Here is a 15,062-nt window from a genome sequence, read left to right on the forward strand (position 1 = left end):
TATGTGGCTGGCAGTCGACGGCAAAATAAAGTACCGGGCGATCGTGAGCGATCTTGACGGCACCTTGCTCGATCCGTCCGGGAATTTATCCGATGTGACGGTGGAAACGCTCAACATTTTACAGCGTCGGGGGTTGGAAATCGTCATTGCAACGGGGCGCTGCGACGCGGATGCACGCGGGATCGTGGACGGGCTGGGGTTCTCGCCGGTGATCGTTTCTTGCAACGGCGCGATGGTCAACATCGAAGGGCAGGCGGTGGCGGATAGAAGCTATTTTTTGCCCGCAGAGCTGCAAACCGGGCTGATCGATTTTTTATTCGCCAGCCCGTTCCACGTGACCCTGTTCACCCGAGAGGGCTGGATGATGGCCGAAGAGAACCCGCATTTTTCTGACTACGTCAAAACGTCGGGCGTGGCCTGCCGCTATGTCCAGCCTGAGGCCATGAAGCGGCAGCGGATATTGAAGGTACTGGTGCATGGCGACGCGGCACCCATCGAGACGCTCTTTGGCCAGGTCAACCAGGCCTTCGGCAAAACGCTGTCCATCTGTAAGTCCTCCACGGAAACGATAGACATCATGGATAAGCATATTTCCAAGGCCAGAAGCGTGGCCGACTATTTGAATTCCAAACAAATAGCGATGCGCGATTGCCTCTCTTTCGGCGATGCGATGAACGATCTGGACATGCTGCGCTGGGCCGGAACGGGCGTGGTCATGGGCAATGCCATGAGCGAACTGAAACGCGCTCTGCCGTTGAATCCGGTGGCGTTGCCCAATAGCCGCAATGGCGTCGCAGACTATCTCTGTCGTGAATTCGGTCTGTTCTGACGTTTTCACCGGGCGAGGTTTATTGGCAGACAAAAGGAGGTGAACGAACAGTGAGGGTTTCATTTTCTCAAAACGGAACACTTTAGATTAATGCAAAGGAGCGAATATGAAAGAACTGACTGAAGCAGAAGTTATGGCGGTATCCGGCGCGGGCATCGCTTCCGATGCCGGCAAAATCCTGGGTACGGGCATTGGCGCCATCGTGGATGCCGGCACCGGTCTTTTCGGTATCCATGCGGATGCGTCAAACGCCGGCGCAAAACTCGGTGAAGGCATTGGCGCCGTCATCGATGCCGGGATTAGCGCGTTCTCGCAGTTGTTTGGCCGCAAATCCTCTTGAGCCTCTAATGAAAAGTGCCCGCAAGGGCACTTTTAAATCAACCGCGAGCGCGGTGCAGGAAACGGGGCGGGAGGATGAATGGCAAATAAAATCATGCTGATTATGGTTATCAATCTTTTTGTGGCGGTGGCATTGGCGGTGTTTAACGTCATCTATATCCAAAAGAAGATGGATATCCGCTTCCCCAGTGGCGCCACCCCCTTTCAGGTCGCGGAGAAAGCGCAGGCCAGAATCGTGTCCATGAGACAGACCGCGGTGTTTTTAAACAACAATCCCGTGGTGGCGTTTACGTTGGAAATTAATGCCAAGCGCAGGCAGTTCACCCTGACGGATCATCGCGAGGTCGTGCTCTACGTTGCCATGAGTCGTTATCAGGAGAACCGCATTTATAGCGTGCTGGTGGGCGAAAACGAGAAAGATGTGATGTTCGAAAAAGACAGCTTCGGCTACCCGATATTATTTCATCACGCCTCGTGAGGCTGTTGATGCCCGTTTGCCGCCGCGCCGGCCTGAGAGGGCGGGGCAACGCCAACTATCATGGGGGAAAAATGTTAAAGATCTCCGCTTATATTACCTTGATTTGGCTGGCTTTGGCCGTCTGCCGGTATGCCGCGGCCAAGGAGGAAGACACCTGCTTCGCCGATGAGCACTCAGCATTACAGACGGTGATCCCTTGCTATAACCAGCAACTGGCCACGCTGCCCCTGTCATTTTCATTAAAAAGCGTGGAGAGCGGCCAACACACGGAAATTCGTCATTATCGGCTGATGTCGCAATCCTGGTCGCCGCAAGACGCGATCCGGCCGACGCAGTGGTGGCACGATGTGGACATTTATATTCCCAACGGGGCATTCACCGGTAAAGCGTTGCTGGTGATGAGCGAAGACTGCGCGTGCAGCGCCGCCGGCCCGGGAACGTCGGGCAATCAAAAACCGGCGTTTTCCGCCGAGGCGTTGGCGGCGCAGAGCAAAACGGTGGTGGTGGTGGTCAATCGGCTGCCTTACCCGTACCTGGAATACCAAAATGAGGGTCGGCGCCGTTCAGGGGCGGAAAGCCGGGCGAGAGGATGGCGATTGTTCCTGGATGATGCCGATGAATATTTGATGATGCCGCTGCATATCCCGATGACGGCGGCGCTGTCGCAAACCATGACGCTGGCGCAGCGCGAATTGCGCCAGTGGGGGATAGACAAATTTATCGTCGCGGGCGTGTCGGAGGGGGGAACCACGGCCTTGCTGACGGCGCTTTCAGATGAGCGCATCGATGCCGTGGCCGCCATTTTCCCTGAGGGGATCGCGGCGCGGCAGGTGATGAAGCATACCTATCGCACGTATGGCGGGCGTTGGCCTTTGGCGTTTCATCCTTATTACCAACTGGGCATCGATCGGCGCATAGAGACCCCGGCGTTTGACAAGCTGATGCAGATTGAAGATCCCATCGAATATCCCCCTCTGGCCGAGCGCGGGCGGCCTCCGGCGCCGAAGTATTTCATCGTCGCCGGCGGCGACGAACGCTATCCGCCCGACAGCACGCGGTTTTATTTGAATAAGCTGCCGGGGGAGGTCTCGATGCGAGCCATCGCCGGCGACGAGCGCACGGTCTCCGAACGCGCCGTTCTGGCCTTGGTCAACCGTCGTCAGCGTGATATTGCGCTACCGACGATCGAGGTGCAGAGCAACGCCTCAGAGACGGCGCTGCGCACGCTCCGCTTTTCCGAGCCGCCGATCAGGGTGTTGCGCTGGACTGCGCATAACCGCACGGCCCGAGATTTTCGCTACTCGTGCGGCGTGCGTTATACCTCGGCGCCGCTGGAGGCGAACCGCGGTGAATTTCGGCTGAACGCCCCTGCACAGGGTTGGGAGGCCACCTTTATCGAAGCCGAGTTTGGCGACGGGTATATCGCGACCTCGCCGGTCTTTATCACCCCTGACGACCGCTACCCGATCGCCGCACCGGCGGGCGATGGCCTGGCGTGTGAAACCTTACCGGGTCGAGGGCTGGGGGAGGATTATCGCCATGACGATTAGTCCCGCTGAAAATAAGACGGAAAAGCGTTTACTGTGAATTGAACGTCAAGAGAACGCGGCTACATCGCTGAATTAACCTGCGTCAGAAGGGAACCGTTGATGATCGGCGGCGCCCTTTCTGCAGCATGATTACGCTGATTTATTGTCGGCGTTTTCTTATTTAAGAGAAAACTTCCCTTCATATTTCACCTCTTCTGAACGCTTAATCGTTATTGCCCTATCCGGTTTCGCCGTCGACGCGCCGCAGCCCCTTAGCAAGAATCAAAAAACTCTCCAGTCATTGGCTCCCGCGCAGCGTCTTTCATTTTTGTGACAACTCATGCTTACGCACATTCATTGAAGAGGAAATGAGTGGGTTATCTTGTGGATGGTGTATGAAGTACGCTGATAAACCTTTCCTTTTCGGCCAGAGGAATGAATCAAGAAACGCCGTTTTTTTGGTTTTTTTAAAATAAAAATAAGAATGATGCCAATTCGATTCGGGGTGATTATCTTTTCTCATCTTTACATTGATTTTATGTATTGCTAAAGAGGGAAAGCCAAGCATAATTAACTGTGAAAGGGGCGGAGCTCCTATTCGCCTTATCACGGATTAGCCGTGATAGGGATATTTTCAAGTTTGTCCAATCAAAAGGAGAAGTACCCATGATGGAAAAAAAAGTGATTATGTTGGCATTGGTTGCGGCGAGTTTTTCGAGTGCTTTGCCTGCCCTGGCGGCAGACGGGCAGGTTAATTTTACCGGGAATATTGTTGATGCCGCGTGCAAGGTCACAAATGACTTGAGTAATCCATTAAATGTTGTTCTGGGCGATGTGGCCCGAACGGCATTTGCGGGGGGCAAGGGATCCACTTCCTCGGCGACTAAATTTACGCTGGAAGTGACGGATTGTCCGGATACGGTAAAAAGCGCCACCGTTAAGTTCGACGGCGCGGCCGATAATGGTGACAACAACGTATTGCAGCTGACCCAGGAAACGGATGTCGCCACGGGCGTTGGCATCCAGCTGTCTGATATTTCTAATAATGTTCTTCCGCTTTACACGGCCTCAACGGCCTATCCGCTGGCTTCCGGCAGCGGCGTGAAAAACAATCTTGATTTTACCGCGCGTTATATTTCCACGCTTGCTGATGTGACTGCCGGTAAAGCCAATAGCGTCGCGACCTTCACGCTGAATTACAACTGATAATATTTTCTTGCCCGCTGGTTTCCAGCGGGCCGTATTGCCTCGGAGATAATATTATGCGGTTTAATCGCTGCAGTGCCCTAATGGGATTCATTTTATTATTATTTTTTTCTACGGCGCAGGCCGGTGTGGTTGTCGGTGGAACGCGAGTAATTTTTAACGGTGAAAAAAAAGAAGCCTCAATCAGCGTCGACAACCCGGACAACGAACCTTATTTAATCCAGTCCTGGCTGGATAATCAACAGAGCGGCGTGGATAAGATAGCCTTTATCATTACGCCGCCTTTATTTCGTCTGGATGGGCATCAGGAGAATATGCTGCGTATCGTCCGCGTCGGCGATGACTTGCCGAAGGATAAAGAGAGCTTGTATTGGATGAATATAAAGTCCATTCCTTCGACAGAACACACGGGTAAGTCGAACACGTTGCAAATCGCGGTAAAAACGCGCCTCAAACTGATTTATCGCCCTGCGGCGTTGCTCAAACAGGTTCCCGAGGATGTGACTCAACGGTTGACGTGGCAGCGCGTCGGCAAGGAATTAAAACTCACTAATCCCACGCCGTATTATATGAATTTTCATTATGTTCGCATCGGCGGGCGCGAAATGAAAGAGGTGACTTATATCGCGCCGATGAGCAGTGAAATGTTTTCATTGCCGGTTTCTGGCGCGTCGTCGGTCAGTTGGAAATTAATTAACGACTACGGCGGCACCGGCAAGGAGCATCAGTCAGGTATTTAACCGCCAGGGGATGGGCGGCAGAAGGGAATAACGAATTCAATAATGGAGCTAATGAATGATAACTCGTCAGCGTAGAGCAGCGAAGCGGGATGCTTGGCTGAAGCGCATCGTCTTATTCACGGCAACCACGGCGGTATGCGGCAACATGGCCAACCCCGCCTTTTCCCGTGACTATTTCAATCCGGCGTTGCTGGAAACGGGGCGTTCGGGCCAACAGCCTGTTGACCTGTCGGTGTTTGAAAACGGCAACCAGGTGCCCGGCAAGTATCGGGTGGATATTTGGGTGAATGACATGCTGATGGAGACGCGTGATGTTCGGTTTGTCATCAAGCCCGGCGGCGACGATAAAGCCGGCCTGCAGCCTTGCCTGACGGGGGAGGATTTACAACGGCTCGGCGTGAAGATCGAGCGGTTTCCCGCATTGAACCGCGCGGAAGAGTGCGCGAATTTGGCCGCCATCCCGCAGGCCTCGGCGCAATTTCAATTTAACCGCCAGCGGCTGGTGCTGAGCATTCCCCAGGCGGCGTTGGAAAATCGGGTGCGTGGCTATGTACCGCCCGAACTGTGGGACGAAGGGATGCCGGCGATGCTGCTTAACTACGGTTTCACCGGCAGCAACAGCAAGGGGCGCGATCGTTTTACCCAGAGCGCGAGCAGCTACTACCTCAACCTGCGGCCGGGGTTCAATCTGGGGGCCTGGCGGGTGCGGAATTACACCACCTGGAGCTACAACAGCGGCGGGGGCGGGCGGCAGTCGGAAGATCGCTGGGACACCGTCTATACCTACGCCCAGCGCAATATCATCAGCCTGAAGAGCTTGCTCACGCTCGGTGAAAGCAGCACGCCGTCCGATGTGTTTGACAGCGTGTCGTTTCGCGGCGCGCAGCTGGCCTCCGATGACGACATGTTGCCGGAAAGCCTGCGCGGCTATGCGCCGGTGGTGCGCGGCATTGCGCGCAGCAACGCGCAGGTGGTCATTCGCCAAAACGGTTATGTCATCTACCAGAGTTATGTCGCGCCGGGCGCGTTCGAGATTTCTGACATGTATCCGACCGGCGGCAGCGGCGATTTGGACGTGACCATCAAAGAGGCGGACGGCAGCGAACAGCATATGACCGTGCCTTTTGCCAGCTTGCCGGTATTGCAACGCGAAGGACGCCTGAAATACGCGCTGACGTCCGGCCAATATCGCACCTACGATCACAGCGTGGAGAAAAAGGTTTTCTCGCAGGGCAGCCTGATTTACGGCTTGCCGGCCGGCTTTACTCTCTATGGTGGCGGGCAATTCGCCGGCCCGTATCAATCCTTGGCCTTGGGGGTGGGTAAAAACCTGGGCGAGTTCGGCGCCCTGTCGGTGGACGCGACTCAGGCCTGGGCGAAACAGGAACATCAGCCGAAAAGCGACGGCCAGTCGTGGCGCGTGCGCTACAGCAAAAACATCGTAGCGACCGGCACGAACTTCGCCATTGCCGGCTACCGCTATTCGACCAGCGGCTATTATGGGCTGCAGGAAGTGCTGGACACCTACCGTAGCGGCAACCGCTATGCCCTGACAGACCGCCGTAAAAACCGCGCCGAGATTACGCTCAACCAGAATTTATGGGAGGGGGCGGGGTCGCTTTCCCTCAGCGCGGTCAGCGAAGATTACTGGAATTCCGAGCGCAACATGCAATCGCTGAGCGCGGGTTACAACAATAGCTGGAATGGCATCAGTTACGGTTTTAACTACAGCTACAACCGTAATTCACAGGCGATTTACGGTGACTCAGACCGGGGACAACGGCGTATTTACGATCGCGACCAACTGTTTGCCTTCAATATCAGCGTGCCGTTGGAGAAATGGCTGAGCAACACCTACGCCACCTATAGCCTCAATACCAGCCAAAAAGGCAATACCAGCCATACGGCGGGGCTCAACGGCACGGCGCTGGCCGGTAACAACCTCAACTGGAGCGTACAGGAAGGGTATGGCAACCAGGGCCAGGGCAACAGCGGCAATGCCAACCTTGATTGGCGCGCCACCTACGGCGAACTCGTCGCGGGATACGCTTACGATCGCAGCCAACAGCGCGTCAACTATGGCGTGAAAGGGGGCGTGATTGCCCACGAAGACGGCGTCACCTTCGGCCAGCCCTTTGGCGAGACGGCCGCCCTGGTGACGGCGGCCGGCGCCAGCGATGTGGCGGTCGGTAACCAGGTCGGGGTGAAAACCGACTGGCGCGGCTATGCCATCGTTCCTTACGCCACCCCTTATCGCAACAACTCGATTCGTCTTGATGTGGAGAGTTTGCCGGATGATGTCGATCTCGCGCTGACCAACCAGTCGGTCACGCCTACCCGCGGCGCGGTAAGCCGGGCGAATTTCAAGGCGCACGTCGGCAAAAGGATCCTGATGAGAGTCACGGATCCACATGGGGTGCCTCTCCCTCTGGGGGCCAGCGTCCGCGATGCGGATCATTCGGCGCAGCCGTTCCTGATTGGCGGGGATGGGTTGGTTTATCTGTCCGGCATGGCGGAACAAGGTCGGCTCATCGTGCAGTGGGGGCGAAATGCCGAGCATCAGTGCCGCATCAGCTATCAACTGCCGGCGGAGAAACCCGCTGCAGGGATCCAAACCTTCAATGGCGTTTGCCAATAGATCTCGCTCCGTATCCATCATGACTTGTTAAGTGAGAGTGAAAATGAACGTTTTTATCAGGATATTCGGTTACGGCGCTCTGCTATGGCTGGCGACGCTAACGACGGTGGCGTATGCCGGCACCTGTACCACCAACGCGAAAACCGCTCGCATGGGGTTGCTGACGCTGGCCGTGGATCCGCGTATAGAAATCGGCGAACAGTTGGCTGTTCGTACGGAAAACAGCATCAGCGGCACGACGTTTTCTTTTCTTTGCTCGGGCTCGGTGGCCTATCGCTCCATGTCGCCGCTGACGCCGAGTGCGCTGCCCGGCGTGTTTGAAACGGGCATCGACGGCGTAGGCGTGACGATTTCGGACCTGTGGCAGAGCAATAAGAACGTGCCTTTCAATACGGCGATTTCGCCCAACCTGCTGACGCCGTGGATCAACCGCAATGATGTCAGGCTGACGTTTATCAAAACCGGCCCGATTAAAACCGGCGGTGATATGGGGGGGAAGATTATCGCCAGATATTATCTGGACTCGACCTCGGTATTGGACTTGAGCATTTCCGGCATGAAGGTCATTCAGAAAAGCTGCCTGGTGGATTTGAATTATAAAAATCAAACGGTGGACTTAGGCAGCCCAAAACGCAGCGAATTTAATGGGGTCGGCAGCAGCGCGGTGTCTTCCGAACGTAACTTCTTCGTGGTCCTGCAATGCCAGGAAGACAATATTCCGGTACAGGTGACGTTTGAAGCGGCCGGAAATTCGCCGGGCGTAGGCATGATCGCTATTGCCGAAGATTCTGATGCGGCAAAGGGCGTTGCCGTGGAAGTCCTGGACGAGAACCGTAATCCGCTCACGTTTTCCCGGCCGATTAACTATCACACCGCTGCCGAAAAAGAGATCAGAATTCCCTTAATGGCGCGTTATAAGCAGACGGGGGACATCAGCCCCGGGCAGGCCGATGCCGTCATGACATTCACCATTACGCAGAATTAAGGGAGCCGTATAAAAAATATAATGCCGTCTTTTCCCGCGGCATTATTGGTGGCATCCGGCGCTGCAGGCCGATGCCAATGCAATGACAACACGCATGTATGGCTGTGTTTGTCCGTTTAAATATGGAGATTAACCAATGAAAGAACTGTCTGTTATCGAAATGAATGAAGTGTCAGGCGCCTATTCCTGGGATATGAGCAATGGGCTGGCCGGCCTGATTGGCAGCGCCGTCACGAATGCCGCGGAAGCCGTTTCGTCCGTTGCTTTGGGCGCCGCGGTCGGCAGCATGGCGGGCGCCGTCATCGGCGGTAAGCACGGCGGCGACGGCGGTGGTCTGCTGGGCGTCGGCTCCATTGGCCAGGGCGTTGGCATGGTCGCTGCAGGTATTCTGGGTGGCGTGGCCAGCGGCGTGGCCGCGGCCGTTGTTGGCTGGGATACCACCCTGGAATACTCCAAAAAAGGCCTCGATGGGCTGATTAACGGCACCATCAGCTAAATCAATATTGCTGTCCAAGGCCGCAGCGCTCGCGCTGCGGCTGTCTCCCGGTCAGGCATGCGCAGGTCTTCCTATGAGTGATAATAAGAGCAGAAATATTTTCCGCCAGGAGGCGGTCAATTATCAACGTCAAAGATGGACCGGCAGAGCGCTGCTGATTTCCGGCGCGTCCAGCTCTGTGATTGCCGTGACGTGCCTCGTTTTTATTCTTATTTTGGCGAGCGCGCTCTATTTTTGTGAATATACGCGCAGGGTGGATGTCGAGGGGGAGGTGATCAGCATTCCGCATTCGACGAACGTTTTTTCTTCCCAATATGGCTATGTGAATCGGTCTTTCCACCAGGCCGGTGATGTGGTGGAAAAAGACGAGCCGCTCTATATCATCGATGTTTCCAGAAGCACGGCCTCGGGTAACGTCAGCCATATTGCCGCGGGTGAAATCAACAAGCAGATCGGCAATCTGGATTCGATCATCAGCAAGCTGAAAAAAAACAAAGACGCGATGCTGGAGAACCTGAGAAAACAGATCGACAGCTATGAGATAGCGTATAAAGAAACGGAAAAACTTAACCTCAGCGCCAGAGATGGCATGGAAAAAATGAGGGAGAGTTTGAAAAACTACGAGCATTACCTGACGAAAGGGCTGATTACCAAGGATCAGCTGAATTATCAGCGTTCGCTCTTTCAGCAACAGCAGAGTTCCTATCAGGCGCTCAACAGCCAAAAGATTCAGCAGAATATCCAGCTGTCGCAGCTGCGCAGCGATCTGCTGATTCGCGCCGCCGATTACGACAATCAAATATCGCAAAGCGAATCGCAACGCAGCGAGCTGCAACGCCAATTGGCGGAATCCAACGCCGGCGACCAGGTAATTATCAAGGCGCCGCTGAAGGGGAAAATCGAGTCGCTGAGCGTGACCGCCGGGCAGGTGGTCGAGAGCGGCAGCAGCCTGGCGCAGATCAAGCCGATTGAAAACATCAAATATTATCTGGTGTTGTGGCTGCCGAATAACAGTTTGCCCTACGTGAAAATCGGCGATGGCATCAACATTCGCTACGAGGCTTTTCCCTCGGACAAGTTCGGCCAGTTTCCGGGGCGCATTGAATCCATCTCTTCGGTTCCGGCTTCTCCGCAGGAGATGGCGGAATACAGCAGCGGCAATAAAAGGGAGCGAAACGCCTACTACAAAGTGTTGGCGTCCATCAGCGACACGCAATTCAGCGACAAAGGGAAATATCTGGAGATCAGCAGTGGGCTGCAGGCCAGGGTGATTGTGTTCCTGGATAAGAAACCGCTTTATCAATGGGCGGTCGCGCCTTTGTATGACATAAAAAACAGCGTGGTGGGGAGAGTCGATGAAGGATCATAATCTTTTTGAACGGATCAACGAAAAGTTAACGTTCTCTCTGCGTAAACGGGTGCCAAGCATCTTGCAGTCGGAGTCATCGGAGTGCGGCCTGGCCTGCCTCGCGATGATCTCTTCTTATTACGGATTTAATGTGGATATGCTGAGCCTGCGGCAACGGTTCGGCATTTCCACCCAGGGCGCGACCCTGGGCACCCTGTCACAAATCGCGGCGCAAATTCAGCTGAAGACGCGGGCCTTGTCGCTGGACATCGATGAAATCAATCAGCTGAAAACGCCCTGCGTATTGCATTGGAACATGAACCATTTCGTGGTGCTGGTTAAGGTTCAGCGCGCGGGCTTTGTGATTCACGACCCTGCCTTCGGACGCCGAGTGATTGGCCTGCAAGAGATGTCGAACCATTTTACCGGCATTGCGCTGGAGCTGTGGCCCGACAAGGCTTTTCAGCAAGAGACCTTAAAAACCCGTTTACGCCTGCTGGATTTGATGAAAAACATCGAGGGGCTGCCGGGAACGCTGCTCAAGATTTTTGCCTTATCACTCGTCATTGAGTCGGTCAACCTGCTGCTGCCCGTGGGGACCCAGCTCGTGACCGACCATGTCATTCAGGCGCATGACTACAGCTTGCTGACGGTCATCTGTTTGGGGCTGATCTTCTTCACCCTGTTCCGCGCCGTGGTCAGCATCGCCAGGGCCTGGATTTCCATCGTGCTGGGGACACTGACCGATATCCAGTGGAAGACGACGCTGTTCGAACATCTGCTGAAGCTGCCGCTGGACTTTTTCGAGAAACGGCACCTGGGGGATATCCAATCGCGGTTTTCCTCATTGGATGCGATCAGAACCACCTTTACCAATAATATCGTCGGCGGGATCATCGACGGCATCATGACGGTCGGCTTGTTCGTGATGATGATGGTCTATGGCGGCTGGCTGGTCTGGGTGGTGTCAGGCTTCACCCTGGTCTACATCCTCATCAGGATGATGACCTACCGTACCTACCGCCAATTCTCGGAGGAACAAATCGTCAAGGCGGCCAAGGCGAACTCGCACTTCATGGAGACGCTGTACGGTATTTCCACGGTCAAAGCGCTGGGCATCAAGGAGACGCGCTCCAGCTATTGGCTCAATTTGAATGTCGATGCCGCCAATACCAATATCAAAATCACCCGTTTCAATATGATGTTCGGCGGGATCAATACCTTTATCACCACGCTCGATCAGGTGGCGATACTTTGGCTCGGCGCCATGATGGTCATCGATAATACGATGACGCTCGGTATGTTCATGGCGTTCAACGCCTATCGCGGCCAGTTCTCGCAGCGGGCTTCCAGCCTGATCGATCTGGCGATCGGCCTGCGCATGCTGTCGCTGCACAATGAGAGGATATCCGACATCGTCTTTACCGATGCGGAGGCGGAGTCCGCGCCGCGGCAGGTCTTCGAACCGGGCAAGGGGGTTGCCGTTGAGGTTAAAAACCTCACCTATCAATATGACGCGCTGTCCCGGCCGATCTTTAAAGACCTGGATATCCGCATCGCCGCCGGCGAGAGCGTCGCCATCGTCGGGGCATCAGGCGTGGGGAAAACCACCTTGCTGAAGGTTATGTGCGGCTTGCTCAACCCGACCTCGGGAGAGATCCTGGCCGACATGATGGATATCCATAAAATCGGCGTGAATAACTACCGCAATGCGATCGCCTGCGTGTTGCAGGACGACCGGTTATTCTCCGGCTCGATCGCGGAAAACATCAGCGGCTTCGAGGTCAACGCCAATAGAGAATGGATTGTGGCCTGTGCGATGCACAGCAACATTCACGAGGAAATCATGCAGATGCCGATGGGTTACGAAACCCTGATCGGAGAGTTGGGGAACGGCATCTCCGGCGGGCAAAAGCAACGTTTGTTTATTGCACGCGCCCTCTACCGGCGACCAAGCGTGCTGTTTATGGATGAAGCGACCAGCCATCTGGACGTTGAGAATGAATTGGCGATCAACCGGGCGATATCTTCGCTGAATATCACGCGCGTGATTGTCGCCCACAGAAAATCGACAATCGACTCGGCGGATAGGGTGGTGGCGCTGGGGGCCGCGAGCGGCGGCTAACGCTCGCTCGGCAACCCAGGCTGTCCCCGCGGCCCAAATCGCGGTAAAATGCAGCAGTTGACCTTATCGCACGCCATCAGGCCGCCGTACTCGCTATGAAAATGCGCAAACCGCGCCGCCCGCCCGGGCGGTGGATCTATTACATCCTGCATGAAGACATGCTGTGGCCCTGCCCGGTCAAATGGGAGTGGGAGAGCGGCTATAACGCCTGGCTGCCGTTTTACTATTCCCCCACGCTGGAGTTCGTCGCCGGCAACCCCGCCCGCGCCACCAAGGTCAGCAGCGGTCGGCGCTAAGCGTGCCGCCCGCCTTGCCGCCCGGCATCCGCTCACCTAAGATCATTGCATCACCCACAGGTTTTCCGGGAGCTCCCATGTCTACTCTGTTTCGCACTTCTCTTTGCGGCGCGGTGGCGTTGCTGCTGGCGGGCTGTCAGCAAACGGCGCATCAACCGGCGCCGCCGCTGCAGGCGCAGTTGGATCACATCGCTTTGATGCTGGCCGGCGGGCACTTCCTGCGCGTGGACTGCGGGCGCAGCGATGTGCCGGACGATGTCAAATTGCAACGCACCGCGATGCGGGCGGCGCAGCATCGCGGCTGGGATACGCAGGTGGCAGGGTATCGGCAGCTGCCGGCGCTCACCCAGGCGCGCTACCTGACTCTGCAGCAGGACAATCAGCTGCTGACGGACAAATGCACCACGCTCAGCCGCAGCACCGCACGCTTTATCGCGGCGGCGCAGGCCGATCAGGAAGACTACATGGAGTAGCGCGACGGTGTGCCTTTCGGGCGCTCAGTCGCGGGCGCCCAAAAATTCTTTGCAGGATAACGATTTATCGCTCATCATTTGAAATGATGTTTCACTTTTATCCATCGAGCCCACCTTGAACCTGTATGCCGCCCTGCGTCAGCGCGTGGAAAATACGCCCTGGTACGCCAAACGGAAAAGCTACCGCGTGCTGTTCTGGCGCGAAATCACGCCGCTGGCGGTGCCCATTTTTCTGGAGAACGCCTGCGTTCTGTTGATGGGGGTGCTGAGCACCTTTCTGGTGAGCTGGCTCGGTAAAGAGGCGATGGCCGGGGTGGGGCTGGCGGACAGCTTCAACATGGTGATCATCGCCTTTTTCGCCGCGGTGGATCTCGGCACCACCGTGGTGGTGGCCTTCAGCCTCGGCAAGCGCGATCGCCGGCGTGCGAGGGCGGCGGCGCGCCAGTCGCTGATCTTGATGACCGGCGTGGCGGTGCTGTTGGCGGCGGGCATTCATCTGGCGGGCGAGCCGATCATCGATGTGATCGCCGGCGAGGCCTCGCCGGAAGTGAAAGCGCTGGCGCTCTCTTACCTGCAGACCACGGTGTGGAGCTACCCGGCGGCGGCGATTGCGCTGATCGGCAGCGGCGCCCTGCGCGGCGCCGGCAACACCAAGATCCCGCTGCTGATCAACGGCGGCATGAATATCCTCAATATCATCATCAGCAGCATCCTGATTTACGGCATGCTGGGCTGGCACGGGCTGGGCTTCGTCGGCGCCGGGCTGGGGCTGACGATTTCCCGCTATATCGGCGCCATCGCCATTCTCTATGTGCTGTCGATCGGTTTTAACCCGGCGCTGCACATCACGCTGAAAAGCTATTTCACGCCGCTGAAGATGAGCATCCTGTGGGAGGTGCTGGGGATCGGCATTCCCGCCAGCGTCGAATCGGTGCTGTTCAACGGCGGCAAGCTGTTGACGCAAGTGTTCGTCGCCGGCATGGGCACCAACGTGATCGCCGGCAACTTCATCGCTTTTTCTATCGCTTCGCTGATCAACTTGCCGGGCAACGCGCTGGGCTCGGCCTCGACCATCATCGTGGGGCGGCGGCTCGGCAAAGGCGAGATCGGCCAGGCGGAGCGGCAACTGCGCCATATTTTCTGGCTGTCGACCCTCGGGTTGACCGCCATCGCCTGGGGCACGGCGCCGCTGGCCGGCGTCTTCGCCGCGTTCTATACCTCGCAGGATGACGTAAAAACGGTAGTGAAAACCCTCATCTGGCTCAACGCCGCCTTTATGCCGATCTGGGCCGCTTCCTGGGTGTTGCCCGCCGGGCTGAAAGGCGCGCGCGACGCCCGCTTCGCCATGTGGGTGACAATGCTGGGCATGTGGGGCTGCCGCGTGGTGGCCGGCTACGTGCTGGGCATTGAACTGGGCATGGGCGTGGTGGGCGTCTGGCTGGGGATGTTCCTCGATTGGGCGGTGCGCGGCGCTTTGTTCTACTGGCGCATGGTCAGCGGGCGCTGGCTATGGAAATATCCGCGGGTGAGGCGAGAGAGGAAAGGTTAACCGTGTATTATCGGGGAACTACCGGCGCCGA

Annotated in this window: 14 protein-coding genes; all 14 read left to right on the forward strand. The window is 56.4% G+C overall.

What is annotated here, in order from left to right; genetic code table 11:
* Nucleotide 1: 1 nt before the first annotated feature.
* The 14 genes from ACUTSC_RS12830 to ACUTSC_RS12895 all read left to right on the forward strand — a co-directional run bounded on the left by ACUTSC_RS12830 (nt 2) and on the right by ACUTSC_RS12895 (nt 15,031).
* Nucleotides 2–829, forward strand: a complete 828-nt coding sequence (locus ACUTSC_RS12830) for a Cof-type HAD-IIB family hydrolase (protein ID WP_197772808.1) — start codon at nt 2–4, stop codon at nt 827–829.
* A 106-nt stretch (nt 830–935) separates the two neighbouring features.
* Nucleotides 936–1,169, forward strand: a complete 234-nt coding sequence (locus tag ACUTSC_RS12835; protein WP_038872255.1) for a hypothetical protein — start codon at nt 936–938, stop codon at nt 1,167–1,169.
* 78 nt (nt 1,170–1,247) lie between these two features.
* The gene (locus tag ACUTSC_RS12840; protein ID WP_197772809.1) at nt 1,248–1,646 is read left to right on the forward strand and encodes a hypothetical protein; all 399 of its coding nucleotides are present in this window, start codon (nt 1,248–1,250) and stop codon (nt 1,644–1,646) included.
* A 71-nt stretch (nt 1,647–1,717) separates the two neighbouring features.
* Entirely contained in the window at nt 1,718–3,196 is a 1,479-nt protein-coding gene (locus tag ACUTSC_RS12845; RefSeq protein WP_197772810.1) for a PhoPQ-activated protein PqaA family protein, read from the forward strand.
* Between the two features lie 645 nt (nt 3,197–3,841).
* A complete protein-coding gene (locus ACUTSC_RS12850; RefSeq protein WP_038872246.1) occupies nt 3,842–4,381 on the forward strand; it encodes a fimbrial protein in 540 nt (179 codons plus the stop codon).
* A 56-nt stretch (nt 4,382–4,437) separates the two neighbouring features.
* On the forward strand, nt 4,438–5,121 hold the full coding sequence (locus ACUTSC_RS12855) for a fimbrial biogenesis chaperone (RefSeq protein ID WP_060420464.1): 684 nt from the start codon (nt 4,438–4,440) through the stop codon (nt 5,119–5,121).
* Between the two features lie 55 nt (nt 5,122–5,176).
* Nucleotides 5,177–7,759: a fimbria/pilus outer membrane usher protein gene (locus ACUTSC_RS12860; RefSeq protein WP_197768033.1), complete on the forward strand. Its 2,583-nt coding sequence runs from the start codon at nt 5,177–5,179 to the stop codon at nt 7,757–7,759.
* Nucleotides 7,760–7,802: 43 nt separating this feature from the next.
* Nucleotides 7,803–8,744 (forward strand): fimbrial protein, encoded by a 942-nt coding sequence (locus ACUTSC_RS12865; RefSeq protein WP_445653353.1) that lies wholly within the window; start codon nt 7,803–7,805, stop codon nt 8,742–8,744.
* Nucleotides 8,745–8,880: 136 nt separating this feature from the next.
* A complete protein-coding gene (locus ACUTSC_RS12870; RefSeq protein WP_060420470.1) occupies nt 8,881–9,240 on the forward strand; it encodes a hypothetical protein in 360 nt (119 codons plus the stop codon).
* Nucleotides 9,241–9,313: 73 nt separating this feature from the next.
* The gene (locus tag ACUTSC_RS12875; protein WP_060439614.1) at nt 9,314–10,609 is read left to right on the forward strand and encodes an HlyD family secretion protein; all 1,296 of its coding nucleotides are present in this window, start codon (nt 9,314–9,316) and stop codon (nt 10,607–10,609) included.
* Nucleotides 10,596–12,713 carry an ABC transporter transmembrane domain-containing protein gene (locus ACUTSC_RS12880; protein ID WP_197768031.1) on the forward strand — a complete coding sequence of 706 codons (2,118 nt, stop codon included), beginning with the start codon at nt 10,596–10,598 and terminating at the stop codon, nt 12,711–12,713. The genes ACUTSC_RS12875 and ACUTSC_RS12880 overlap by 14 nt, the downstream gene beginning before the upstream one ends.
* A 95-nt stretch (nt 12,714–12,808) precedes the next feature.
* A complete protein-coding gene (locus ACUTSC_RS12885) occupies nt 12,809–13,009 on the forward strand; it encodes a hypothetical protein (protein WP_016927170.1) in 201 nt (66 codons plus the stop codon).
* A gap of 77 nt (nt 13,010–13,086) precedes the next feature.
* On the forward strand, nt 13,087–13,482 hold the full coding sequence (gene gspS, locus ACUTSC_RS12890; RefSeq protein WP_197768030.1) for a type II secretion system pilot lipoprotein GspS: 396 nt from the start codon (nt 13,087–13,089) through the stop codon (nt 13,480–13,482).
* Between the two features lie 115 nt (nt 13,483–13,597).
* Nucleotides 13,598–15,031, forward strand: a complete 1,434-nt coding sequence (locus ACUTSC_RS12895; RefSeq protein ID WP_197768029.1) for an EmmdR/YeeO family multidrug/toxin efflux MATE transporter — start codon at nt 13,598–13,600, stop codon at nt 15,029–15,031.
* Nucleotides 15,032–15,062: the final 31 nt, after the last annotated feature.

The organism is Serratia sp. TSA_105.2, from assembly GCF_052692115.1.